Here is a 22,073-nt window from a genome sequence, read left to right on the forward strand (position 1 = left end):
ATTCCTTCTCCTCGCGGGAGATAGTCAGGGTGAGGGCATCAGGCCGTACACAATCACCCGCGATTACGCATCACCCCTTCCTGCACCGTAGACGCGACCAGCACGCCGTCCTGAGTATAAAACTCCCCACGCACAAACCCGCGCGCGCTTGACGCTGACGTACTCTCCACGCTGTAAAGCAGCCACTCATTCATGTTGAACGGACGGTGGAACCACATTGAGTGATCGATTGTCGCGACCTGCATTCCTTTTTCCAGGAAACCTACCCCGTGCGGCTGCAGCGCCACCGGCAGGAAGTTGAAATCTGACGCATAGCCGAGCAGATACTGATGCACGCGGAAATCTTCCGGCACGGTCCCGTTGGCACGGATCCAGACCTGGCGTTTCGGCTCGGCGGTATGGCCTTTCATCGGATTGTGGAATTCAACCGGGCGGATCTCCAGCGGCTTATCGCAGAGAAACTTCTCTTTGACCTGCGGCGGAAGCAGATGCGCCAGCGCGCGGGCGATATCCGTCTCTGATTTCAAAGAGTCGGGTGACGGAGCCGGGGGCATCACTTTTTGATGCTCGTAGCCGGGTTCCGGCGCCTGGAAAGAGGCGGTCATGTAAAAAATCGGCTTGCCGCTCTGAATGGCCGCTACGCGGCGCGCGCTGAAGCTGTTGCCGTCTCTCAGGACTTCAACGTCATACACAATCGGTTTTGCGCTATCGCCAGGGCGTAAGAAGTAGCTGTGGAATGAATGCACCAGGCGGTCTGCCGGGACGGTCTCCTTTGCTGCGTACAGAGCCTGTCCGACGACTTGCCCCCCGAAGACCTGGCGTAAGCCGAGATCCTCGCTCTGTCCGCGAAAGAGTCCTTCCTCAATTTTTTCCAGATTCAGTAATGTCAGCAGATTGTTCAGTGCCTGACTCATAGTTGTCCTCAATAAACGCCGTAGCGAAAGATAGGCAGAGTATAACGCAGAAATGAAAGTGGTCCGATGGGTAGAATAATCTGAATATCGTGACGTTTTCAGGCATAAATCGGTGATCTGTGCCACACTTGAATACGTTATGTGATTGAAACGACATCGGATGGGATCGATCCCGCTGGTGCATTGATAAGGAGACTTCAATGAAACTCGTGCCCATGCTAAGTGGTGTAGCTATTGCGGTGGCGTTGTCCGCCTGTGCCGGTAAGAGCGCCCAGGTGCCGGTACCAGCTGCAGACCCGAACGGGATTAATACCCTTTCGCAGCAATCCATTCAGCAGCCTAACGTTTCCGGTACCATCTGGATTAAACAGAGAGTTGCGTTGCCGCCAGATGCGGTATTAACCGTAACATTGTCGGATGCTTCTCTGGCTGACGCGCCGTCGAAAGTTGTGGCCCAGCGTGCCGTTCGTACTGAAGGCAAGCAGGCGCCGTTTAGCTTCGTGTTGCCGTATAACCCGTCGGACGTGCAGCCTAACGCCCGCATCCTGCTGAGTGCTGCGGTAACGATTAACGGTAAGCTGGTCTTTATCACCGATACGGTCCAGGAAGCGATTAACAACGGTGGTACCAAAATTGATCTGAACCTGGTGCCGGTGCAGCAGACCGAAGTACCGATCGCACCGCAGACCAATCAGCCGTCCCTGCCAACCCCACCGACTCAGATGTAATGTCTGCATTGCCCCTCTCCTTCAGGAGAGGGGTCAATACACCCAGCGAAACTTCTGCAAATCGATCTGACCCGACCCCGACACCTGCACTCCGTCTGCATGTAAAGCCTGACGCTGACGCTGGAGATCCGGTCCGGTGAGCGAAATGGCACCATGACGATTCACCACCCGATGCCAGGGCAGCGTACTTCCTTCCGGCAGTCGTTTCAGGACGCCTCCAACCTGCCGCGCCGCGCGCGGGGAACCGGCCAGACGCGCGACATCACCATAGGTGGTGACAAAGCCTTCCGGGATTGAGGCCACGATTTGCCATACGCGCTGTGGAAAGGAGTCGTGTTCGTCCATACCTTTACCTGTGGGGAGTTTATGCAAAGCTATGGTAAACGAAGATCGTCATGATTGCTGCGCCTGTTTGCGCAAGAAACCAGCATCCGGTTGCTGGTCGCTTGCAATTGGGCTTTAGCACAGGGATAATGCGCCAGCGCGTTGGTTATCAACGCTCTCAATGGGGGCTCTGTTGGTTCTCCCGCAACGCTACTCTGTTCACCAGGTCAGGTCCGGAAGGAAGCAGCCAGGGCAGACGACGTGTGTGCCGGGATGTAGCTGGCAGGGCCCCCACCCATTTGTGGCCTCATAAGATTCTTCAGCTTCACCTCTCCCTTGCATCATTACTCCACAATTAAACTACGTCTATATCGTGTAATATATATTTCATCGGACTGAAATATTATTGTCATAAACCTGTAATAATAGACTGTCATTTTATAATCGGACGGTTATTTTCTTCCATAACTCAAAAAAATATATATCTGGATAATATTGTTAACTTCGTGTATTAAATAAAGTACTTATTCCGAAGGGAAGTGACAAACATGGCTACAGCGGTATTAAACGTTAAGATTGATGACGCGCTAAAAGAAAGGCTTCGCCACTATGCGGAAAGCAATAACGAGAATTTAAGCGTGACGACAGAGAAACTGCTGCTGCTGGCATTCGAAGCAGTAGAAGAGGCGGGAGTATCGGAAGAGGATATTGATAATCAGCATACGGAAGAAGAGAGTGTTTCTCCTTTTACTCCTAAAGAAATCAAGGCTCTACGTAAACTTCTGAAGAAGAGAAAATGAAACAACAACTGTCAACCGCCAGTGACTACAACGAGGCCTGCGATCTGTTGCGTTCAGGCTACGTGAAGCATGTACGTCTTGGCTGGAATGTTGGAAGCGATGAGTTCTTTCGTATTGCGTCTGACTGGTGTGATACCGGTGCAAAAATAAAGAAAGACGGTGATAACTTCGTTATTTCACTAAAAGGCTTTCCTATTCCTCCTCAGCATTAAAACCTGACCAGTAAAAACTGCTGACTGCATATGTTACAGTCAGCAGTTTTTATTTTATGATCTGCTTCAAATATTTTAATATTAGATCACGCTGCGTTTTAACGATGGCACGTTTTTATTCAGGGCGAGCCATAACGGTTTGATCCTCAGTAACGCCTGCTCAAGCTCTGTCGATTCCAGCGAGAAGGGCATACGTAAATAGCGGTCAAACGCCCCTGATAAACCAAATCGCGTCCCGGTTCCCAGGTTAATCCCGATTATTTCTGCCCGTGCGGCAAGCTGTGTCGCCAGCATGCCCGGGAGCTCTATCCAGTAAGAGAGCCCGCCTTCCGCCTCGTGGAATTTCCACTCCGGGAAATGTTCGCGCAGCAGGTCACCACAGCGATCGCGCCGTTCTGCCAGCATCTTCCGGCGTGCGGGCAGAAACGTCTCGCTGTTATTAATGAGCCATTGCATTGCCAGCTGTTCCAGCAGCGGCGAGCCTAAATCCAGGGTATCCCGCGTCTGGGCAAGCGTGGCGATGATGCGCGATGAGGCACGGATCCAGCCGAGACGCAGCCCGCCCCAGAAGCTTTTACCGGCAGAGCCTAAGGTGATGACGGTGGCCTGCGGGTTAAAGGCGGCCAGCGGTGGCGGGGGAGGCGCATCAAACCAGAGATCCACCATCGTTTCATCCACCACCAGCGCCGTGCGGGTTTGGGCTGCAATATCCGTGATGGCCCGACGGGTGGCGATATCCATACAGCGCCCGGTCGGATTATGAAAATCTGGCATCAGGTAGGCCAGGCGCGGCGCCGTCTGGGCAAGCGTTGCGGCAAAGCCATCCGTATCCCAGCCGGTTTCCGGCAGCGACACCCCGACTGGCCGACATTGCGCCCCCTGAATGGCGGCAATCGCCAGCGGATAGGTGGGATGATCGACCACGACGCGGTCCCCCGGCCCGGTCATCATCCGCAGTACCAGCGCAAAGCCGCTGACGGCACCATTGACCACCATCACTTCATCTGCGCGGGTGGGAAGACCCCGCGCGGTGTAGCGCGCAGCGATGGCCTCCCGCAGCGTCGGCAGCCCAAGCTGATCGTAGCCCGTCAGCGAGAGATGCGGGGTAATGGCCGTGAGCGCATGGGTATAAGCCTGATGGATCTCCGGCCCGGCATTCAGGGCGGCAGTGGAGAGATCCAGTGCGGCGCTCGCCGCGGAAAGGGTTGGAACGGCGCGCGTGTCCGGGAGAATGACCCGCGACCCGCTACCGTGGCGGCTTTCAAGGTACCCTTCTTCACGCAGGTGGGCGAGCGCGCTGCTGACGGTGGTTCGGCTCACGTCCAGCGCAGAGGCCAGCTCGCGCTCACCCGGCAGCCGCGTATTCAGTGCCAGACGCCCATCCAGAATTAACAAACGCAGCGCGTCGGCAAGCTGTCGCCAGAGCGGGGTGCGGGATGAGGCTTGCTGCCAGTGGCCTAAAAGGCGTACCAGCGACTGGCTTCCGAAGCGGCGTGATGACATATGCAGTCCACTATTTGAAAACTGGACATTAATCATAGTGCCATTTTAGGTCAGGATGAAAGCCTGGTTCACTGGAGAAGATAAAAATGGTACGTCGTCTGCTACAACTTTATGTCGGTTTAGGACTGTATGGCCTTTCCACCGCGATGTTCATTCGTTCCGATTTGGGTGTCGATCCCTGGGATGTGTTTCACCTCGGGGTGGGGATGCAGCTGGGGATGACTATCGGGACGGTGATCATTGTGACCGGCGCTGCGGTGCTGCTGCTGTGGATCCCGCTGCGCCAGATGCCGGGCCTTGGCACGATAAGCAACGTGATTTGTATCGGTCTGGCGGCGGACGCCAGCATGGCGCTTATCCCGGAGCTGGATTCGTTACCCGTTCGAATTGCTTTCCTGGTGTCGGGCATCGTGATGAACGCGATTGCGACCAGCATGTACATCGGGGCCGGTTTCGGACCAGGCCCGCGCGACGGCCTGATGACCGGGATTCACGCCCGGCTGGGGTGGTCTATTCGCAGCGTGCGTACCTCAATTGAGGTGTCCGTCCTGCTGATTGGGTGCGTGCTTGGCGGCACGTTTGGGGTGGGAACCGTACTCTATGCTCTGACCATTGGCCCGCTTATCCAGCTCTGTCTGCCCTGGTTCCGCCAGAAGCCGCGCATTGCGGAAATCCCCCAGCCGGAGCGGGTGGTTTAATTTTGCGAAGCGCTCACATGTTTTAACGGCGTCGCTGTGCCAGAATAGGCGCTTCGAAAATCGCGATGCCAGAAAGCATGAAAGCAATCACTCTCTATGATGTCGCCCTCCTTGCGGGGGTTTCTTACCAGACCGTTTCGCGCGTCATTAACGATGCGGAACATGTGTCTGCCCGCACGCGAGAAAAGGTGCAGCAGGCGATGGCGGAGCTGCACTACGTTCCTAACCTACGGGCACAGCAGCTGGCGGGTAAACGCACCCGTTCGCTGGGCCTCATCACGACTGACCTGGCCCTGCACGCGCCTTCACAAATTGTGTCGGCGGTCAAATCGCGTGCGGCGGAACAGGGGGCGAGCGTCCTGATTTCCATGGTGGAGCAACCCCAGCAGTGTCAGGCCGCGCTTCAGGCGCTGTTGGCACAGCGGGTGGACGCGCTGCTGGTGAACGTGCCGCTTGACGATCCTGACGCCGAAGAGCTTGGGGCGCTGGCGTCGCCCGTCCCGGTGCTGTTCCTCGATGTGGCGCCCTCAGCGCGGGTAAACAGCCTCGTGTTTAACGCGGAGCAGGGGGCGCGTCTGGGCGTTGAGCATCTGCTGTCGCTGGAGCATCGGAATATTGCCCTGCTGAGCGGGCCGGAAAGCTCGGTCTCTGCGCGGGCGCGCCTGGCAGGGTGGAAAGCGACGCTGGCGCAGGCGGGTCTTAACGCGACGGCTGTGGCCTACGGTGACTGGAGCGCGGCCAGCGGTTACGAGAAGGGACACGTGCTGCTGTCGGGTGCGGCATTACCGGACGCGATTCTGGTGGCGAACGATCAGATGGCGCTCGGGGTGATGCGCGCCTGCGCGGAAAAAGGGATCGCGATCCCAGGCCAGCTTTCGGTGGTGGGGTTTGACGATACGGCCGACAGCGCATGGTTTTCCCCGCCGTTGACGACCATTCGTCAGGCGTTTCGCGAGGCGGGCGAACGCAGCGTGGAGTGGCTGCTGGCCCCTACCGGAGGCGAGACGTGCTGGCAGGTTCAACTGCCGGTGACGCTGGTTTCCCGTCATTCCAGCGCGCGCCGCAACCCGAAGCAGGCCGAGCGCGAGGATCTGGCGCAGCAGCTCAGAAGCCTGGCACTGCTTGCCGAGCAGATTGCCCGCAAATAAAACTTTGTGATCGGACTCGCTACCCCGCGATTGAACGCTTTACCGTTGCCCGGTGCCAGGGCATGTTAACCAAAATTGTGAGCGCTTCGCAAAGAGGTTACTATGTCCACCACTTCACCGCTGACCCTCAGCGCCATTCTGGCCCGTCGGGACTGGGAAAATCCTGGCGTCACCCAGTGGAACCGTCTGGCCGCACACGCGCCGTTGCACAGCTGGCGCAATGAGCCCTCTGCCAGAGAGGACGCTGGATCGACCAGCAGGCACTCTCTGAACGGAGTGTGGCGGTTTAGCTACTTTACTGCACCGGAACGGGTTCCTCAGGCATGGGTAACCGAAGATTGTGCAGATGCCGTTGCGATGCCCGTGCCGTCTAACTGGCAGATGCAGGGGTTCGACACGCCCATTTATACCAATGTCACCTATCCCATTCCCGTTAATCCGCCTTTTGTGCCGCAGGAAAACCCTACCGGTTGTTACTCGCTCACATTTGAGGTGGATGACGCCTGGCTTCATAGCGGGCAGACCCGCATCATCTTCGACGGCGTGAACTCGGCGTTCCATCTCTGGTGCAACGGTCAGTGGATGGGCTACTCCCAGGACAGCCGCTTGCCCGCCGAATTTGACCTCTCGGCGGCATTACGCCCCGGGCAGAACCGCCTGGCGGTGATGGTATTGCGCTGGTGCGACGGCAGCTATCTGGAAGATCAGGACATGTGGCGCATGAGCGGCATCTTCCGCGATGTGACCTTGCTGCATAAACCCGAGACGCAGATTGCCGACTATCACGTAGTGACGGATCTGAATGAGGAGCTGGACCGCGCGGTGCTGAAGGTTGATGTCGCGCTGGCAGGCGCCGGCTTTGCGGACTGCGAGGTGGTCATGACCCTGTGGCGCAGGGGTGAAAAATGCGCCAGCGTTTCCCGGCGTCCGGGGGCTGCCATCGTCGACGAGCGCGGCAGCTGGGCAGAGCGCTTAACGGCGTCGATCCCCGTTGACCAGCCCGCGCTCTGGAGTGCTGAAACGCCAGAACTGTACCGCCTGACGATTGCGCTTCTTGACCCGCAGGGTGAGGTTCTGGAGGTTGAGGCGTGCGACGTAGGCTTCCGCCGCGTTGAAATCAGCAATGGCCTGCTGAAGCTCAACGGTAAACCGCTGCTAGTCCGCGGGGTTAACCGGCACGAGCATCATCCGGAAAACGGCCAGGTGATGGACGAAGCGACCATGCGCCGCGATATCGAAATCATGAAGCAGCACAACTTCAACGCCGTGCGCTGCTCGCACTACCCGAACCATCCCCTGTGGTACCGGCTTTGCGACCGCTACGGGCTGTACGTCGTTGACGAAGCCAATATCGAAACGCACGGCATGGTGCCGATGAGCCGCCTTGCTGACGATCCGCGCTGGCTGCCCGCGATGAGCGAGCGCGTGACCCGCATGGTGCAGCGCGATCGTAACCATCCCTCGGTTATCATCTGGTCTCTGGGCAATGAGTCGGGCCACGGCGCGAATCACGATGCGCTGTACCGCTGGCTGAAAACCACCGATCCTACGCGTCCGGTGCAGTATGAAGGCGGCGGCGCGAACACCGCGGCGACCGATATTGTCTGTCCGATGTACGCCCGGGTCGATTGGGATCAGCCTTTCCCGGCAGTGCCTAAATGGTCAATCAAGAAATGGATCGGCATGCCGGACGAAACGCGCCCGCTGATCCTCTGTGAATATGCCCACGCGATGGGAAATAGCTTTGGCGGGTTTGCGAAATACTGGGAAGCGTTTCGCAGCCATCCTCGCCTGCAGGGCGGGTTTGTCTGGGACTGGGTCGATCAGGCCCTGACGAAACGGGACGAAAAGGGCAATACGTTCTGGGCCTACGGCGGAGACTTCGGCGATAAGCCGAACGATCGGCAGTTCTGTCTTAACGGGCTGGTGTTCCCCGATCGCTCGCCGCACCCGGCGCTGTACGAGGCGCAGCGCGCCCAGCAGTTCTTTACCTTTACGCGGGTCAGCACCTCTCCGCTGGTGATTGAGGTGCAAAGCGGCTACCTGTTCCGCCATACCGATAACGAAGTGCTGAACTGGACGGTTGTCCGGGACGGGGACGTGCTGGCCGCGGGCGAGATGACGCTCTCGATGGCGCCTGAAGGCACCCAGCGTCTGGAGATTGACCTGCCGGAGCTGAAAGCCGGGCCGGGTGAGGTCTGGCTTAACCTTGAAGTACGCCAGCCGCGGGCAACGCCGTGGTCACCTGCTGACCATCGCTGCGCGTGGGAGCAGTGGCCGCTGCCGGCTCCCCTCTTTATTGCTCCGCCAGCCCCGGCGGGCGAGCCTCCGGTGTTAACGCAAAACGATCGCATCCTGGAGATCTCCCATCATCAACAGCGCTGGCAATTCGATCGCTCAACCGGAAATCTGACTCAATGGTGGCGAAATGGCGTTGAAACGCTGCTTTCACCTCTGACGGATAACGTCAGCCGCGCGCCGCTGGACAACGACATTGGCGTGAGTGAAGCGACGAAGATCGATCCGAACGCCTGGGTTGAACGCTGGAAAGCGGCGGGCATGTACGATCTCACCTCGCGCGTTCTGCACTGTCAGGCAGAGCAGCATGCGGGTGAAGTGATGGTCACAACCCAGCACGTCCTTGAGTATCTCGGCAAAGCCCTGTTCATGAGCCGTAAAGTCTGGCGGGTGGACGATCGGGGAGTTCTGCATGGCGATATTCAGGTCGATATTGCATCTGATATCCCGGAGCCTGCGCGCATTGGTCTGAGCGTTCATCTTGCCGAAACGCCGGAAAACGTTCACTGGCTGGGGCTGGGGCCGCATGAAAACTATCCGGACAGAAAGCTGGCTGCACGGCAGGGGCGCTGGACATTACCTCTCGAGGCCATGCACACGCCGTATATCTTCCCGACGGAAAATGGGTTGCGCTGTGATACGCGGGAACTTGTGGTGGGAACGCATCAGCTGAACGGCCGGTTCCACTTCTCGGTGAGCCGCTACGGTCAGCAGCAGCTGCGTGAGACAACCCATCATCATCTGCTGCGGGAAGAGCCGGGATGCTGGCTTAACCTCGATGCGTTCCATATGGGCGTGGGCGGCGACGACTCCTGGAGTCCCAGCGTTTCACCGGAATTCATTCTGCAGACACGTCAGCTTCGCTATACCTTCAGCTGGCAGCAGAACCCTTAACTAATCATGAAGTTGCGGCCACAGAGCGTGGCCGCACGCTTACTCCAGAATGCCGCTCAGGCCATGCAGGCTCATATAAATCCCGACTACGGTAATCAGAGCAGCGGAGATCCACGGCGCTTTACGGGAGAATTCGCTAAACCCGGGCCAGCGTTTTGTCGCATGTTTGAGGCTTAAGGCGGCAATCGCGCCGGAAGCGACCAGCGTTAACGCCAGACCAATACTGAAGCTGAACACCAGCGTTGCGCCGAGGGCAAAATGCTTCAGCTGCAGGCAGATCAGCAGCACGGTGATTGACGCCGGGCAGGGGATAAGCCCGCCGGTGAGGCCAAACATCACGATCTGTCCGGTGGTGACGTTTTGACCGCTGAAGCGGCGGTTAATATCCTGCGCGTGAGCGCGCTGGTGAGCGTCCTGCCACTCTTCTTCAACCAGCGGGTGTTCGTGGTGGTGATGATCATGATGGTGGTCATGGTCATGGTCATGGTGGTGATGACGATCGTGTGGCTGACTCTCTTTCCAGGTTCGCCACGCCATCCACAGGGCGATCGCAACGATCAGCACCCCGGAGAACAGCTGGAACCAGGGTTCGGACGTGTGCGCATCCCAGCCCCGACCAAACCATAGTCCCGCCATCGCAACGAGCCAGACCACCGCCGTATGGGAGAGCGTGGCCGCCAGGCCGAGCAGTACCGCCTGTTTCAGCGTGCCGCGGATGGCAACAATAAAGGCGGCCATCATTGTTTTTGAATGGCCCGGTTCCAGGCCATGCAGTGCACCGAGCAGGATAGCGCTGGGAACAAACAGCCAGGCGTTGCCCTGCTGAAGGAGTGAAGCAAAATCGGTCATGGGAAATTCCGGAGTGGAAAGCGTGCGGAGATACTACTCCCCCCCAGTAGTTTAATACTACCCCCCAGTAGAAAAATACTCAGGGGGAGTAGAGCGTGATATGCTTTAAAAGCTAAAAACAAGGGGTACAGAGATGTCACATACCGTTCGAGACAAGAAGATGTTACTGACTCGCCTGAAGAAAATTCAGGGGCAGAGCACCGCGCTGGAGAAAATGCTCAACAGCGATCACGAATGCGCCGAGGTCTTACAGCAGCTGGCGGCGATCCGCGGGGCGGTCAATGGCATGATGATGCAGGTGATCGAAGGGCATTTAACCGATCATGTGGTGAAAGAGCCTGAAGAAGCGCAGCGTGAAGCCGATCTTGGCGTGGTGTTGCGGGTGATGAAATCCTATCTCAAGTAGTGTGCGTTCCGAGGTTATTTTCTGCCCAAAGAATAAATTCCGTCTTTGGCAGCGCTTTACTGTAAAACCACCCCTGACCGTACTGCACGCCGTGGCGGTGTAGCCAGGCGAGCTGCCCTGCGGTTTCAACGCCCTCCGCCACCATCGCCAGCTTCAGCGACTTCGCTATTTCAATGATGTGCGGCGTCACGTTTTTATACTCCAGCGCATCCACGAACGATTTATCAATTTTTAGCGTGTCGACGTCCAGATCCTGCAGATAGCTCAGGCTGGAATAGCCCGTGCCAAAATCATCAATGTAGACAGGGTGGCCCGAACGACGGAATGCGGCGATAGCCGGTGCGCTAATTTTGGGATCGGCAAAGCCACGCTCGGTGAGCTCAAGGGCGATCTGTCGGGGATGGATTTGCCACTTGTTCAGAAGCTGACTCAGCAGAGGCGGCAGGATGCCGGAGGTTAAATCGGCAGGGGCGAGGTTGATGGAGATATGCTGATCCGGATGACGCTGCAGCCAGTGTCCCATATCTTCAAACACCTTTTCGATGACTAACTGCGTCAGCTGCGAAATAAGCCCCGTTTGCTCGGCAAGGGGGACAAAAATATCCGGCGAGAGGCTACTTCCGTCCGGCTGGGGCCAGCGCGTCAGCGCCTCAGCGCCCACAATTTTTCCGCTACAGAGCGCCACGATGGGCTGATAGTGAACCACAAAATCCCGGCTGTGAATGGCGTCAAGCAGGCGATTGCGCGGCGACTGGATACGCCGCAGGATCCGCAGGACAAACAGTGCGGCGAGCAGGCTTATCAACATGCCGAACGGTAACCAGAAAAGAAGCTGCCGGTGCCAGGTTTCAGCGAGCGGTTTGAGCGTTGCCCATGCGACGACGGTAAACCCAAGTTCAGGTACAGACTTCATAACGTACATTGAACCGTTGTACTGCACGCTTTTCACACCCTGCTCCTGAACCATGTCGCGGATGTGAGAGTCGAGCTTGCTGCTGCTGGCGAATATGCGGTGCGTTGCGCTTCCTACCAGAGCGGCATCAATCGCAATCTCGCCGAAAGGGATCACGTCCACCAGCGAGGCAGGATCGACCATCACAAGGTAGTTGCCTTTTCCCAGCACCGTCATGTAGCGGTTAAACCCAAGATCGTTTTGCGTGGTCAGCCACGCGCTGTAACCATCTTCGGTAATGCGCATTGGAGGAGGGAAAGGGGACGCATGACTGGTTTGCTCCAGGGAGGAGCAGAGCGGTCGAAGGTTGTCGATATAAATCACTTCCTGGACATATCGCCACGAGAAAGCGACCCGGCGCATTTCCCGCAATTGCAAGGGGCTACACGGCACACCCTCAAAGGCCTGCAGGTGATCGAGCGCTTCTTTTGCCTGATCCACAACCCTGTCGGTGCGTACCAGCACGCGGGAGGCATAGTTATCCAGCGCATCGGCAAATTTATCTTCCGCCTGGCGGTGGGCCAGCCAGATGCTCAGGCAAATGGGGACCAGCACGGAAAAGATAAGTACGCCAGTCACCAGACTGACCAGATGTCGGGTTTTCATGCTGTCGTGTCCTTCCTCGTACACCCGTTCCTGGGCATTGAGTTCCCTGCCTGAAGAGAAAGATTTTACCGCGAAATGATATAGTTATAGCACGTGGTTGGCATGGTTTTCATTTTATCTCAGGCAAATGAGAAAATATCGCCAGGCGAGAGGGGGTTGTTTTTTCTAACTGGCCTGGATATTATTTTGTTATGTTATAACAAAACATAAAGGATTTACGATGAAACCCAATATCCACCCAGCCTATCGCACCGTGGTTTTCCACGACACCAGTGCCAATGAATACTTTAAAGTAGGCTCAACCATTAAAACCGACCGCGAAATTGAACTCGACGGTGAGACGTATCCGTACATCACCATCGAGGTTTCTTCAAAATCGCACCCGTTTTATACCGGTAAGCAGAAAACGTTCTCCACGGACGGCAGCGCAGCACGCTTCCGCAAGCGTTTTGGCGGTTTTCTCAATGCGAAGCGAGGCTAACCATGCAGGTACTTAACTCATTACGCAGTGCAAAGCAGCGTCACCCGGATTGCCAGATAGTCAAACGCAAGGGACGCTTGTACGTGATTTGCAAATCCAATCCGCGCTTTAAGGCGGTTCAGGGACGTAAAAAAAGACGCTAAACGCGCGTTTCTCGCCAGCTTTCCAGGGATCTAATCTGTTTGCCATCGGCAGTAAAATTGTCGGTGGCAAGCCAGCTTTCAAAGGCGCTCGCCAGCGCAGGCCACTCTTTGTCGAGAATCGAAAACCAGTCGGTATCCCGGTTACGGCCTTTTATAACCAGCGCCTGACGAAAGCGACCCTCAAACTGAAAGCCCAGACGCAGCGCCGCTTTGCGGGAAGGCTCGTTCAGGCTATTGCACTTCCATTCATAACGCCGGTAGCCCAGGGTATCGAACACATACCGCATCAGCAGATACTGCGCCTCTGTCGACCCTGGCGTGCGGCTTAAAAGCGGTGAGAAGTGAACGTGCCCCACCTCCACGACCCCGTTTTTGGGATCGATCCGCATCAGGGACAGCGTCCCGACAGGGGACTGGGTCCGGTTATCGATAACGGTAAAGTGGATGGGGTCGGATAATTCACTTACGCTCGCCACCCATTCGGCAAACTCCTCTGCGGTGGCATCGGGTTCACGCAGCAGCCACGTCCAGCTGCGGGTATCCTCGGCCAGGGAATAGGCGGAGAACAACGCGTGGGCATGCTCCACGCGCAGCGGTTCAAGCCGACAATAGTGACCATGAAGGACCACCCGGGACGGGTGCGGACGAGGCTGCCAGTCGATAAGGGCTTCGCCTACGGGCTGTCCAAACTCATTGAATGTATTCATCTTTATTTCCATGACGTTGAAAAGATCTCCAGATTAGTGAATTGCTGGTTCCTTAAAAAGGACCACCAGGCTATGTTTTTCTGGTACCACAAGGAGGGAAGATGAATATACCGGGCGATGAGCTTTACGCTTTGCTCCATGCTGCGCTGAAAAAGCGTGGGCAGGAGACGCTCCAGCGCGCGCTCTATCTTGCTTTGCGGGAGGCCATACTGGGCGGAAGGCTTCGGTCCGGCAGCCAGCTGCCCGGTTCGCGAACGCTGGCGCAGCAGATCTCGGTTTCCCGAAATACCGTCAATGCGGCGCTGGACCAGCTCACGCTCGAAGGCTATTTGCTGCGTAACCGTCACGGTACGCGGGTGGGGCAATTCGCTCATCGTGCGATTGCCCGGACATTGCCGGATCCTGACGTCAGGCTGACAAAACGGGTCGCCTTGCTGCCCGCCCCCGTGCCGCGCGACACCCCGGTGATGGCGTTTACGCCGGGAACGCCTGCCATTAACTATTTCCCCTTGCCGCTGTGGCGGCGACTGTACGATCGCGTCCTGCGCGAGGAGGGGAGTGCCCTGTTAGGCTATGGCGACCCGGCCGGCGAGCCGTCGCTGCGTGCCGCGATTGCCCGGCATCTCGCCCTGTCCCGCGGTATCGACTGCGATGCCAGCCAGATTGTGATAACCGAAGGAGCGCTTGAGGGAGTCAACCTCTGCACGATGCTGTTAAGCGAGCCTGGGGATGTCGCCTGGGTAGAAAACCCCGGTTATAGCGGGGCAAAGAGTGCGTTTGTTAAAACTGGCCTGGCAATGACGGGAATACCGGTTGATGACGAGGGAATGTGCTGGGAAGGGCTGAATGCGCCTGCGCCCTCACTGATTTTTACCTCACCTTCGCATCAGTTCCCTTACGGGAGCGTGCTCAGCGCGCGGCGGCGGTTGGCGCTGCTGGAGCTGGCACGGCAGCACAACGCGTGGATCATTGAAGACGATTACGACAGCGAGTTTCGCTATGCCGGTGAGCCCGTACCGGCGATGCTGGGAATGGTCGCTAACGCGCCCGTTGTGTATCTGGGGACGTTCAGTAAAACGCTGTTTCCGTCGCTCAGAGTGGGGTTCATGGTGTTACCGCCAGCGCTGGCGAAAGCTGCGCATCCGGCCATCGGCTCGCTGCTGCGCGGGGGGCATCGTGCGGAGCAGCGTACCCTGGCGCGGTTTATTGAGGAGGGGCACTATGCCCGTCATTTGGCTTCCATGCGTCGTCTTTATCGTAAGCGTTACCGACAGCTACGGGAAGTGCTGGGCGCAGAGCTTAATACGCCGCACCGTATTCTCGCTGGCGAAGGCGGGATGCATCTGACGCTGGCAATAGACGGTATTGACGATCAGATAATGGTGGAGCAGGCGAGGGCGTTTCAGCTGGCACCCGCTGCTCTGAGCGGGTACTACCTGGAGGCGAAGCAGGGGCAAACCGGTCTGGTTTTAGGTTACGGCAATACCCCTGCTTCTCAGTTTGCGCCGGGGATCCGACGTCTGCAGACGTTAATTACGCAGCAGCAGGGCGGGAAAGGGTAAAGACATCATAGAAAGAGAGCTGACCTTTGGTGGAGACCATTTTCTGCAGCTTCTCTTTTTGCCCGGCTTCTACCGCCGGTGAATGCATGATGTTTTCGATCAGCTCCTCTGGCACGTAACGCGTGTTGTACCATTCGCCGTTATAGCAGACCCGAAAATCGAGCACGTCGATATCTTCGTAACGGTAGCGCGGATTCACGTCGAAAAAGAAAAAGGCGTTAAAGACGACAAACAGTACAACCAGCAGCCAGACGGAGTCCACCAGCGTTTCGGACTTCAGCATCACAATAAGCGTCGCCAGCCAGGCGGCATACATGGCGACAAACAGCCCGGGATGTTTGCGAATAAAGCTAATGCTAAAGCGCGGGCGATTATCGCGCTTTTCGCGGAGGTTAAGATCGTCGATGGTGGCGGTAAGCAGGCGCTGTATCTCGGTCATTTTTTGCCTTCATGAGAGTTGACAATACAGGGTGTCTGCCAATTTTAGGGGAGCCATCAGGCTGAAAAAAGTAACAGTCTGGCGCTAAAAGACCATAACAGTTGACTCCCCGCAACCTCACAGCGTTTTGATGATTTTTGCCGGATTGCCACCAACGACGACGTTAGCCGGGACGTCTTTCGTCACGACGGCGCCGGAGGCCACGACCACATTATCACCAATGGTGACGCCAGGGTTAATGACCGCCCGGCCGCCAATCCAGACGTTATTGCCAATATTGACGGGTTTTCCAAACTCCACGCCGCTGTTTCGTTCTTCCGCGTCCAGGGGATGGGTAGCCGTATAAATATGAACACCCGGCGCGAGCATGCAGTTATCGCCAATATGAACAGGGCAGACATCCAGCATCACGCAGTCGAAGTTAGCGTAAAAGTTTTTGCCCAGATAAATGTTATATCCATAGTCGCAGCGGAAGCTCGGCTCAATATAAGCGCCTGCGCTTTGTCCCAGAAGTTCCGCCAGAATGTTCTGGCGTTCTGTTTTTTCATCAGGCGCGGTGTGGTTATAGCGGTAAACCAGATGGCGGGCCCGCAGTCGGTCAGCCCGTAACGTCTCATCGCCGGGGCGGTAATGTTCACCGGCAATCATTTTCTGTTTTTCTAAGCTCATTGGAAACCTCTCTGGATGTGATTACCGAAGGGTAATCGGAACAGGCCAGAAGGGGAACGTTCCCGAAAAGCCGATGTGACTGACGTCACAACATTGCTGCTGATGAACACGTTTTAAACGGAGACCTGGCCTGGGCACAGGGAGCATAACGGGATAGGTAAATACTCAGAACGAGGCGTAGAACTCTACAGACACCCTTCAAAGATTAACGGACAAATTTCCACACAGAAGTAGGGATTTTGTCATACAGCTTATTCATTGTCAGCTCAGCAAGACGATGGTCAGCGGCTGAATAAAATACCGCCAGTTCATTATCAGAAAGCTCGTATTTATTCTTTTCGATGACGCGCTCAAGCGTGTCAATTGACTGACAACGTCGTAAGCGCATCAAATAATCGATCTTTGTGAGTGGTTTATCAGACATAAATTCACCTTAGTAATTGTAATAATTTTAACAGGAAAGACTCACCGGGTTAGCTCTGCTCACGTTGACGAAACAGCGGAATAGCCGATTTCCCGATTTACGCCATTTTTGCAAATCCTGAGCGTTAATGCCGTAACTGCTGAACAACATAAAGGTGTCGTCCAGGTATTCATCAATTTGCTCAATGAGCTTATTATCTTCATTGTACTTAATTTTATAATTAAGTGCGAAGGTTGCGATATGCTCTATCAGCTCGTTCAACTGTAAATTGATGGCAGACGTTGGATCGTTTACCCAGCCATGGTTACTTTCATCAAGATTGGCAAGGCAGTCATGGTACAAGGATTCGCAGAGAAATTTCAACTGCGCGATATCATGCCTTTTTGGCGAGTACTCGTCCATAGCGCATCCCCTTCTGAGTGATTTCTTACTCACCGAACATCATTGTCGGGATGGATACAACTGACTTAGCTACATGAGTGCTGTGTTCCTGATAACCTAACTATAAGCCACTCCTTCCTGGATTTCACCGCGCTATTACGAAAAATTACAAATAAAAACCGCAGGCTGGGAGCGTGTACGCAAATGGTCACCCTGGACTCAACGTTTTTATCCAAATTAACGACGGGGTTTTATCCCTTCCTTACGTTTCATCGGCTTAGCAAAAATGATGAGAAAAGTTCAGATTCAGACTTATCTATGTAAGAACTTCTTATTAGGAATATTCCTAATACCTTAAGCGGGGAAATGAAATTAAAAAAATCCTGAATTCACCGATTAAGTTATCAGTTAATTATGATATGTCTATTTAAGATGACAGAAAATAAATAGAACTACAATAAGCGTAATTTATGATTTTTTCTGAAAAAGAAAAAGGCCGCTAATGCGGCCTTTTTATCATGTGGAACCGGTATCAGTGAGGTTCTACCGAATGACTGTGTTCAACATCTTCATTCTTGCGGCTAAAGCGGCGGCGAACCACCACGAAGAACACCGGTACGAAGAAGATAGCCAGTACGGTCGCGGTAACCATACCGCCCATCACGCCTGTACCTACCGCGTTCTGCGCGCCGGAGCCCGCACCGGAGCTGATAACCAGCGGCAGTACGCCGAGGATGAACGCCAGCGACGTCATCAGGATTGGGCGCAGACGCATACGAACCGCTTCAAGCGTCGCCTCAATAAGACCTTTACCTTCTTTCTCCATCAGATCTTTGGCGAATTCAACGATAAGTATCGCGTTCTTCGCCGACAAGCCAATGGTTGTCAGCAGGCCTACCTGGAAGTAAACGTCGTTGGTCAGTCCACGGAACGTTGCCGCAAGCAGCGCACCGATAACCCCAAGTGGAACCACCAGCATAACGGAGAACGGAATCGACCAGCTCTCGTACAGCGCCGCCAGACACAGGAAGACCACTATCAGTGAAATGGCGTACAGAGCAGGGGCCTGGTTACCGGACAGACGTTCCTGATAGGACATACCGGTCCAGTCATAGCCGATACCCGAAGGCAGTTTGCTTGCCAGTTCTTCCATCAGGTTCATGGCTTCACCGGTGCTTCGGCCCGGTGCGGCCTGACCCAGGATTTCCATCGATGGCAGACCGTTATAGCGTTCCAGACGCGGCGAACCGTATTCCCAGCGTGAGGTTGAGAACGCCGAGAACGGAACCATCTGACCATTGCTGCCGCGCACGAACCAGTTGTTGATATCGTTAGGCAACATACGGTACTGCGCCTCTGACATCACGTACACTTTCTTCACGCGACCGCGGTCGATGAAGTCGTTAACGTAGCTGCCGCCCCAGGCTGCGCCCAGCGTGGTATTGATGTCACTGATGGATACGCCCAGCGCCTGGGCTTTCTCCTGGTCGATATCGATCTTGTACTGCGGCGTATCTTCCAGGCCGTTTGGACGCACGCCGACCAGCAGGTCAGGGTGTTTAGCGACTTCACCAAACAGCTGGTTACGCGCCTGCGTCAGCTTCTCGTGACCCAGGCCACCCTGGTCAATCAGCTGGAAGTCGAAGCCGGTCGCGGTACCCAGTTCAACAATCGCTGGCAGGTTAAAGGCGAAGACCATCGCATCTTTAATCTGCGAGAAGGTGCCCATTGCACGGCCGGTGATGGCTTCAACCTTGTTCTTTTCGCCCGGACGTTCAGACCAGTCTTTCAGAGAAACGAAGGCAATACCGGTGTTCTGACCACGACCCGCAAAGCCAAAGCCGTTAACCGCAAACACGGACTCAACGTTGTCTTTCTCTTTGGTGAGATAGTAGTCCGTCACTTCATCCAGCACTTTCTGAGTACGCTCTTGCGAAGCACCCGCCGGAAGCTGTGCCATCGTCAGGAACACGCCCTGGTCTTCATCTGGCAGGAACGAGCTTGGCAGACGAACGAACAGGAAGGCCATGCCCACCACGATGATGATATAGAGCAGGAGGTAACGACCGGTGCTGCGCAGAATGTTGCCCACGCTGTCGGTGTAGTGGTGCGTGCTCTTATCGAACATGCGGTTAAACCAGCCGAAGAACCCTTTGTGCTCGCCGTGACCGCCTTTCTGAATAGGCTTCAGCATGGTGGCACACAGCGCAGGCGTCAGGATCAACGCCACCAGCACAGACAGCGCCATCGCGGAAACGATGGTAATGGAGAACTGGCGGTAAATCGCACCGGTGGAGCCCCCGAAGAAGGCCATCGGAATAAATACCGCAGACAGCACCATCGCGATACCGACCAGCGCGCCCTGGATCTGACCCATTGATTTACGGGTCGCTTCCTTCGGCGGCAGACCTTCCTCCGCCATGACACGCTCGACGTTCTCGACCACGACGATGGCGTCATCAACCAGCAGGCCGATGGCGAGCACCATCCCGAACATTGTCAGGGTGTTTATCGAGTAGCCAAATATCGACAGGATCGCAAAGGTCCCGAGCAATACCACCGGCACGGCAATCGTTGGGATAAGCGTCGCGCGGAAGTTTTGCAGGAACAGGTACATGACCAGGAAGACGAGGATGATCGCCTCAACCAGCGTCTTAACCACTTCGTGAATCGAAATTTTAACGAACGGCGTGGTGTCGTACGGGTAAACGATTTTCAGACCTGACGGGAAGTAAGGTTCCATCTTCTTCAGCTCTGCGCGGATCGCCGTGGCGGTGTCCAGGGCGTTCGCGCCTGTCGCCAGTTTGATACCCAGACCGGAAGCCGGTTTACCGTTAAACTTCGCGATGATGTCGTAGTTCTCACCGCCCAGCTCAACTTTCGCCACGTCGCGCAGGCGAACCTGCGAACCGTCCTGATTCACTTTCAGCAGAATTTTGCTGAACTCATCGGCAGAGGTCAGACGGGTCTGCGCGATGATCGAGGCGTTAAGCTGCTGGCCTTTCACCGGCGGCGTACCGCCTAACTGACCGGCCGCTACCTGGGCGTTCTGCGCTTTAATTGCGCTGATCACGTCAACCGGGGTTAGCTGGAAGTTGTTCAGCTTGTTCGGATCCATCCAGATACGCATCGCGTACTGAGAACCGAACAGCTGCACGTCACCCACACCGGAAGTACGGCTGATGGCGTCCTTCATGTTGGCGCCCACGTAGTCGGAAATATCCTCCTGCGTCATGGTGCCGTTGGTGTTGATAACGCCGACAACCATCAGGAAGCTGCTGGACGATTTCTCGACGCTCACACCCTGCTGTTGTACTTCCTGCGGCAGCAAAGGCATCGCTAGCTGCAGTTTGTTCTGCACCTGAACCTGCGCGATGTCAGCATCTGTACCTGACTGGAAGGTCAGGGTGATCTGCACCGTACCGGTGGAGTCACTGTTTGAGGACATGTACATCAGGTTATCGATACCGTTCATGTTCTGTTCGATAACCTGGGTGACGGTGTCCTGCACCGTTTTCGCATCAGCCCCCGGGTAGGTTGCGGAAATTGTCACCGCCGGTGGCGCAATCGTTGGATATTGCGCGACAGGCAGCTTCAGGATCGCAAGTCCCCCGGCCAGCATGATGATTATGGCGATCACCCACGCAAATATGGGGCGATCGATAAAGAAATTAGGCATGTCTTAACGGCTCCTGTTTAAGTTAAGACTTGGTTTGTTCTGACTGGCCAGCGGCCGAAGCTTGTTGTTTATCGTCAGATTTCACTTCCTGTGCTTTAACCTGCGCGCCAGGACGAACTTTTTGCAAACCAGTAACAATCACGCGATCGCCATCTTTCAGACCTTCCGTCACCAGCCATTTATCGCCAATCGCCTGGGTGGCGGTGATATTGCGCGTTTCGACTTTGTCATCAGCCCCAACAACCAGCGCGCTCGCATCGCCGCGTGGCGTACGGGTCACACCCTGCTGTGGAACCAGAAGTGCGGTTGGATTCGTTCCTTCTTCCAGACGCGCGCGAACGAACATACCTGGCAGAAGATTTTTGTCAGGGTTCGGGAAAATCGCACGTAAGGTGATGGAACCGGTAGTCTGATCGACCGTCACGTCAGAGAATTCCAGGGTACCTTCCTGCGGGAACTTAATACCGTCGTTGGTAATCAGCTCCACTTTGGCTTTACCGTTTTCCTGTTTCAGGGTGCCGTTTGCCAGCTCCTGTTTCAGGCGCAGGAAATCGTTGCTGGACTGCGTCACGTCAACGTAGATCGGATCAAGCTGCTGCACGGTTGCCAGCGCATTGGTCTGACCGTTCTGCACCAGCGCCCCTTCCGTGACGGAAGACTTACCAATACGACCGCTGATAGGGGAGGTCACTTTGGTATAGGCCAGGTTAATGCGCGCGGTTTCGACGGCCGCTTTGGCTGCCACCACGGCCGCGTTAGCCTGCTGTGCATCTGCCAGGGCGGTATCGTAATCCTGTTGGCTGATGTACTTGGTACCGAGCAGCTTTTGGTAGCGGTTCAACGTCAGCTGAGCAATTTTGGCCGCGGCCTGTGCTTTCGCCAGGTCACCTTTCGCACTTTCATAAGAGGCCTGATAGGTTGCTGGATCAATCTGATACAGAGACTCACCGGCTTTCACATCACCACCTTCGGTGAAGTTACGCTTCAGGATAATGCCGCTGACCTGAGGACGCACTTCCGCAATGCGGTAAGCATTGGTACGGCCTGGTAATTCGGTGGTGATTTGTAGAGGTTCAGATTTGAGCGTCACGACGCCTACTTCTGGCGCCTGCTGAGCTCCTTGTTGAGCTGGTTTGTCGTCACATCCTGTTAGCGCTAAGCTGCCTGAGAGCATCAGAACGACCGCCAGAGGCGTTAACCCTCTGTTTTTGTTCATATGTAAACCTCGAGTGTCCGATTTCAAATTGATCAAGGGT

Annotated in this window: 21 protein-coding genes, 1 other RNA gene and 1 pseudogene; 11 read left to right on the forward strand and 12 right to left on the reverse strand. The window is 55.7% G+C overall.

Annotated features, from left to right (window positions below; translation table 11 throughout):
* Nucleotides 1-53: 53 nt before the first annotated feature.
* Nucleotides 54-914: an acyl-CoA thioesterase II gene (gene tesB, locus NUX24_RS15300; RefSeq protein ID WP_023310585.1), complete on the reverse strand. Its 861-nt coding sequence runs from the start codon at nucleotides 912-914 to the stop codon at nucleotides 54-56.
* Nucleotides 915-1,114: 200 nt separating this feature from the next.
* On the opposite strand from tesB, the gene NUX24_RS15305 reads away from it, so the two are divergent.
* Nucleotides 1,115-1,642 carry a YbaY family lipoprotein gene (locus tag NUX24_RS15305; RefSeq protein WP_149323815.1) on the forward strand — a complete coding sequence of 176 codons (528 nt, stop codon included), beginning with the start codon at nucleotides 1,115-1,117 and terminating at the stop codon, nucleotides 1,640-1,642.
* 33 nt (nucleotides 1,643-1,675) lie between these two features.
* On the opposite strand, the pseudogene NUX24_RS15310 reads toward NUX24_RS15305, so the two are convergent.
* Nucleotides 1,676-2,073: pseudogene (locus NUX24_RS15310) on the reverse strand (MGMT family protein).
* Between the two features lie 84 nt (nucleotides 2,074-2,157).
* Here NUX24_RS15310 and ffs point away from each other — a divergent pair.
* The 3 genes from ffs (at nucleotide 2,158) to NUX24_RS15325 (ending at nucleotide 2,978) form a co-directional block, all read left to right on the forward strand.
* An RNA gene (gene ffs, locus NUX24_RS15315) (signal recognition particle sRNA small type) lies at nucleotides 2,158-2,254 on the forward strand.
* A gap of 260 nt (nucleotides 2,255-2,514) precedes the next feature.
* Entirely contained in the window at nucleotides 2,515-2,766 is a 252-nt protein-coding gene (locus NUX24_RS15320; RefSeq protein ID WP_126329096.1) for a hypothetical protein, read from the forward strand.
* Nucleotides 2,763-2,978 (forward strand): hypothetical protein, encoded by a 216-nt coding sequence (locus tag NUX24_RS15325; protein WP_023310588.1) that lies wholly within the window; start codon nucleotides 2,763-2,765, stop codon nucleotides 2,976-2,978. The genes NUX24_RS15320 and NUX24_RS15325 overlap by 4 nt, the downstream gene beginning before the upstream one ends.
* 81 nt (nucleotides 2,979-3,059) lie before the next feature.
* On the opposite strand, the gene NUX24_RS15330 is transcribed toward NUX24_RS15325, so the two are convergent.
* Complete coding sequence (locus tag NUX24_RS15330; protein ID WP_047650446.1) at nucleotides 3,060-4,481, reverse strand: PLP-dependent aminotransferase family protein; 1,422 nt, start codon at nucleotides 4,479-4,481, stop codon at nucleotides 3,060-3,062.
* A gap of 86 nt (nucleotides 4,482-4,567) precedes the next feature.
* Here NUX24_RS15330 and NUX24_RS15335 point away from each other — a divergent pair, with 86 nt between their 5' ends.
* From NUX24_RS15335 to NUX24_RS15345, 3 genes are all read left to right on the forward strand, one after another.
* Nucleotides 4,568-5,179 (forward strand): YitT family protein, encoded by a 612-nt coding sequence (locus NUX24_RS15335; protein WP_023310590.1) that lies wholly within the window; start codon nucleotides 4,568-4,570, stop codon nucleotides 5,177-5,179.
* Nucleotides 5,180-5,256: 77 nt separating this feature from the next.
* Nucleotides 5,257-6,327: a LacI family DNA-binding transcriptional regulator gene (locus tag NUX24_RS15340; RefSeq protein WP_047650662.1), complete on the forward strand. Its 1,071-nt coding sequence runs from the start codon at nucleotides 5,257-5,259 to the stop codon at nucleotides 6,325-6,327.
* Between the two features lie 102 nt (nucleotides 6,328-6,429).
* Nucleotides 6,430-9,519 (forward strand): beta-galactosidase, encoded by a 3,090-nt coding sequence (locus NUX24_RS15345; protein ID WP_257832601.1) that lies wholly within the window; start codon nucleotides 6,430-6,432, stop codon nucleotides 9,517-9,519.
* A gap of 39 nt (nucleotides 9,520-9,558) precedes the next feature.
* Here the strand turns inward: NUX24_RS15345 and NUX24_RS15350 are convergent, their stop codons facing one another.
* Nucleotides 9,559-10,368, reverse strand: coding sequence for a nickel/cobalt efflux protein RcnA (locus NUX24_RS15350; protein ID WP_257832603.1), 810 nt, complete (start codon nucleotides 10,366-10,368; stop codon nucleotides 9,559-9,561).
* Between the two features lie 133 nt (nucleotides 10,369-10,501).
* Between NUX24_RS15350 and NUX24_RS15355 the strand changes: the two genes are divergently transcribed.
* Nucleotides 10,502-10,774 (forward strand): metal-sensing transcriptional repressor, encoded by a 273-nt coding sequence (locus NUX24_RS15355; RefSeq protein WP_023310594.1) that lies wholly within the window; start codon nucleotides 10,502-10,504, stop codon nucleotides 10,772-10,774.
* Here the strand turns inward: NUX24_RS15355 and NUX24_RS15360 are convergent.
* On the reverse strand, nucleotides 10,767-12,332 hold the full coding sequence (locus tag NUX24_RS15360) for an EAL domain-containing protein (RefSeq protein ID WP_047650449.1): 1,566 nt from the start codon (nucleotides 12,330-12,332) through the stop codon (nucleotides 10,767-10,769). The genes NUX24_RS15355 and NUX24_RS15360 overlap by 8 nt on opposite strands.
* Nucleotides 12,333-12,552: 220 nt before the next feature.
* Between NUX24_RS15360 and NUX24_RS15365 the strand changes: the two genes are divergently transcribed.
* Entirely contained in the window at nucleotides 12,553-12,813 is a 261-nt protein-coding gene (locus NUX24_RS15365; protein ID WP_006176933.1) for a type B 50S ribosomal protein L31, read from the forward strand.
* A gap of 2 nt (nucleotides 12,814-12,815) precedes the next feature.
* A complete protein-coding gene (gene ykgO / locus NUX24_RS15370) occupies nucleotides 12,816-12,956 on the forward strand; it encodes a type B 50S ribosomal protein L36 (RefSeq protein WP_003859006.1) in 141 nt (46 codons plus the stop codon).
* Here ykgO and NUX24_RS15375 read toward each other — a convergent pair.
* Complete coding sequence (locus NUX24_RS15375) at nucleotides 12,953-13,663, reverse strand: GNAT family N-acetyltransferase (protein ID WP_257832608.1); 711 nt, start codon at nucleotides 13,661-13,663, stop codon at nucleotides 12,953-12,955. The two genes, ykgO and NUX24_RS15375, sit on opposite strands and share 4 nt — an antisense overlap.
* Before the next feature lie 101 nt (nucleotides 13,664-13,764).
* Here NUX24_RS15375 and NUX24_RS15380 point away from each other — a divergent pair, with 101 nt between their 5' ends.
* Nucleotides 13,765-15,225 (forward strand): PLP-dependent aminotransferase family protein, encoded by a 1,461-nt coding sequence (locus tag NUX24_RS15380; RefSeq protein ID WP_257832610.1) that lies wholly within the window; start codon nucleotides 13,765-13,767, stop codon nucleotides 15,223-15,225.
* On the opposite strand, the gene NUX24_RS15385 is transcribed toward NUX24_RS15380, so the two are convergent.
* The 6 genes from NUX24_RS15385 to acrA all read right to left on the reverse strand — a co-directional run bounded on the left by NUX24_RS15385 (nucleotide 15,197) and on the right by acrA (nucleotide 22,033).
* Nucleotides 15,197-15,664 carry a YlaC family protein gene (locus NUX24_RS15385; RefSeq protein WP_023310598.1) on the reverse strand — a complete coding sequence of 156 codons (468 nt, stop codon included), beginning with the start codon at nucleotides 15,662-15,664 and terminating at the stop codon, nucleotides 15,197-15,199. The two genes, NUX24_RS15380 and NUX24_RS15385, sit on opposite strands and share 29 nt — an antisense overlap.
* A gap of 117 nt (nucleotides 15,665-15,781) precedes the next feature.
* Nucleotides 15,782-16,333: a maltose O-acetyltransferase gene (gene maa / locus NUX24_RS15390; protein ID WP_023310599.1), complete on the reverse strand. Its 552-nt coding sequence runs from the start codon at nucleotides 16,331-16,333 to the stop codon at nucleotides 15,782-15,784.
* A gap of 205 nt (nucleotides 16,334-16,538) precedes the next feature.
* Nucleotides 16,539-16,757, reverse strand: coding sequence for an HHA domain-containing protein (locus NUX24_RS15395; RefSeq protein WP_008499287.1), 219 nt, complete (start codon nucleotides 16,755-16,757; stop codon nucleotides 16,539-16,541).
* A gap of 27 nt (nucleotides 16,758-16,784) precedes the next feature.
* Nucleotides 16,785-17,159, reverse strand: a complete 375-nt coding sequence (gene tomB / locus NUX24_RS15400) for an Hha toxicity modulator TomB (RefSeq protein WP_008499288.1) — start codon at nucleotides 17,157-17,159, stop codon at nucleotides 16,785-16,787.
* 511 nt (nucleotides 17,160-17,670) lie between these two features.
* Nucleotides 17,671-20,817 (reverse strand): multidrug efflux RND transporter permease subunit AcrB, encoded by a 3,147-nt coding sequence (acrB, locus tag NUX24_RS15405; protein WP_047650452.1) that lies wholly within the window; start codon nucleotides 20,815-20,817, stop codon nucleotides 17,671-17,673.
* Between the two features lie 22 nt (nucleotides 20,818-20,839).
* A complete protein-coding gene (gene acrA / locus NUX24_RS15410; RefSeq protein WP_029741963.1) occupies nucleotides 20,840-22,033 on the reverse strand; it encodes a multidrug efflux RND transporter periplasmic adaptor subunit AcrA in 1,194 nt (397 codons plus the stop codon).
* Between the last annotated feature and the right edge of the window lie 40 nt (nucleotides 22,034-22,073).

Origin of the sequence: Enterobacter sp. HG048 (genome assembly GCF_024702055.1) — a bacterium.
GTDB classification, from domain to species: domain Bacteria; phylum Pseudomonadota; class Gammaproteobacteria; order Enterobacterales; family Enterobacteriaceae; genus Enterobacter; species Enterobacter dykesii.

Bases quoted from the DNA above. Each gene is read 5' to 3' on its own strand.
- NUX24_RS15395 (WP_008499287.1), bottom strand. From the start codon at position 16,757: ATGTCTGATAAACCACTCACAAAGATCGATTATTTGATGCGCTTACGA.
- NUX24_RS15350 (WP_257832603.1), bottom strand. From the start codon at position 10,368: ATGACCGATTTTGCTTCACTCCTTCAGCAGGGCAACGCCTGGCTGTTT.
- NUX24_RS15385 (WP_023310598.1), bottom strand. From the start codon at position 15,664: ATGACCGAGATACAGCGCCTGCTTACCGCCACCATCGACGATCTTAAC.
- NUX24_RS15365 (WP_006176933.1), top strand. From the start codon at position 12,553: ATGAAACCCAATATCCACCCAGCCTATCGCACCGTGGTTTTCCACGAC.
- ykgO (WP_003859006.1), top strand. From the start codon at position 12,816: ATGCAGGTACTTAACTCATTACGCAGTGCAAAGCAGCGTCACCCGGAT.
- NUX24_RS15335 (WP_023310590.1), top strand. From the start codon at position 4,568: ATGGTACGTCGTCTGCTACAACTTTATGTCGGTTTAGGACTGTATGGC.
- NUX24_RS15325 (WP_023310588.1), top strand. From the start codon at position 2,763: ATGAAACAACAACTGTCAACCGCCAGTGACTACAACGAGGCCTGCGAT.
- maa (WP_023310599.1), bottom strand. From the start codon at position 16,333: ATGAGCTTAGAAAAACAGAAAATGATTGCCGGTGAACATTACCGCCCC.
- acrB (WP_047650452.1), bottom strand. From the start codon at position 20,817: ATGCCTAATTTCTTTATCGATCGCCCCATATTTGCGTGGGTGATCGCC.
- NUX24_RS15355 (WP_023310594.1), top strand. From the start codon at position 10,502: ATGTCACATACCGTTCGAGACAAGAAGATGTTACTGACTCGCCTGAAG.
- NUX24_RS15340 (WP_047650662.1), top strand. From the start codon at position 5,257: ATGAAAGCAATCACTCTCTATGATGTCGCCCTCCTTGCGGGGGTTTCT.
- NUX24_RS15330 (WP_047650446.1), bottom strand. From the start codon at position 4,481: ATGTCATCACGCCGCTTCGGAAGCCAGTCGCTGGTACGCCTTTTAGGC.
- NUX24_RS15320 (WP_126329096.1), top strand. From the start codon at position 2,515: ATGGCTACAGCGGTATTAAACGTTAAGATTGATGACGCGCTAAAAGAA.
- NUX24_RS15360 (WP_047650449.1), bottom strand. From the start codon at position 12,332: ATGAAAACCCGACATCTGGTCAGTCTGGTGACTGGCGTACTTATCTTT.
- tomB (WP_008499288.1), bottom strand. From the start codon at position 17,159: ATGGACGAGTACTCGCCAAAAAGGCATGATATCGCGCAGTTGAAATTT.
- NUX24_RS15345 (WP_257832601.1), top strand. From the start codon at position 6,430: ATGTCCACCACTTCACCGCTGACCCTCAGCGCCATTCTGGCCCGTCGG.
- NUX24_RS15380 (WP_257832610.1), top strand. From the start codon at position 13,765: ATGAATATACCGGGCGATGAGCTTTACGCTTTGCTCCATGCTGCGCTG.
- NUX24_RS15375 (WP_257832608.1), bottom strand. From the start codon at position 13,663: ATGAATACATTCAATGAGTTTGGACAGCCCGTAGGCGAAGCCCTTATC.
- NUX24_RS15305 (WP_149323815.1), top strand. From the start codon at position 1,115: ATGAAACTCGTGCCCATGCTAAGTGGTGTAGCTATTGCGGTGGCGTTG.
- acrA (WP_029741963.1), bottom strand. From the start codon at position 22,033: ATGAACAAAAACAGAGGGTTAACGCCTCTGGCGGTCGTTCTGATGCTC.
- tesB (WP_023310585.1), bottom strand. From the start codon at position 914: ATGAGTCAGGCACTGAACAATCTGCTGACATTACTGAATCTGGAAAAA.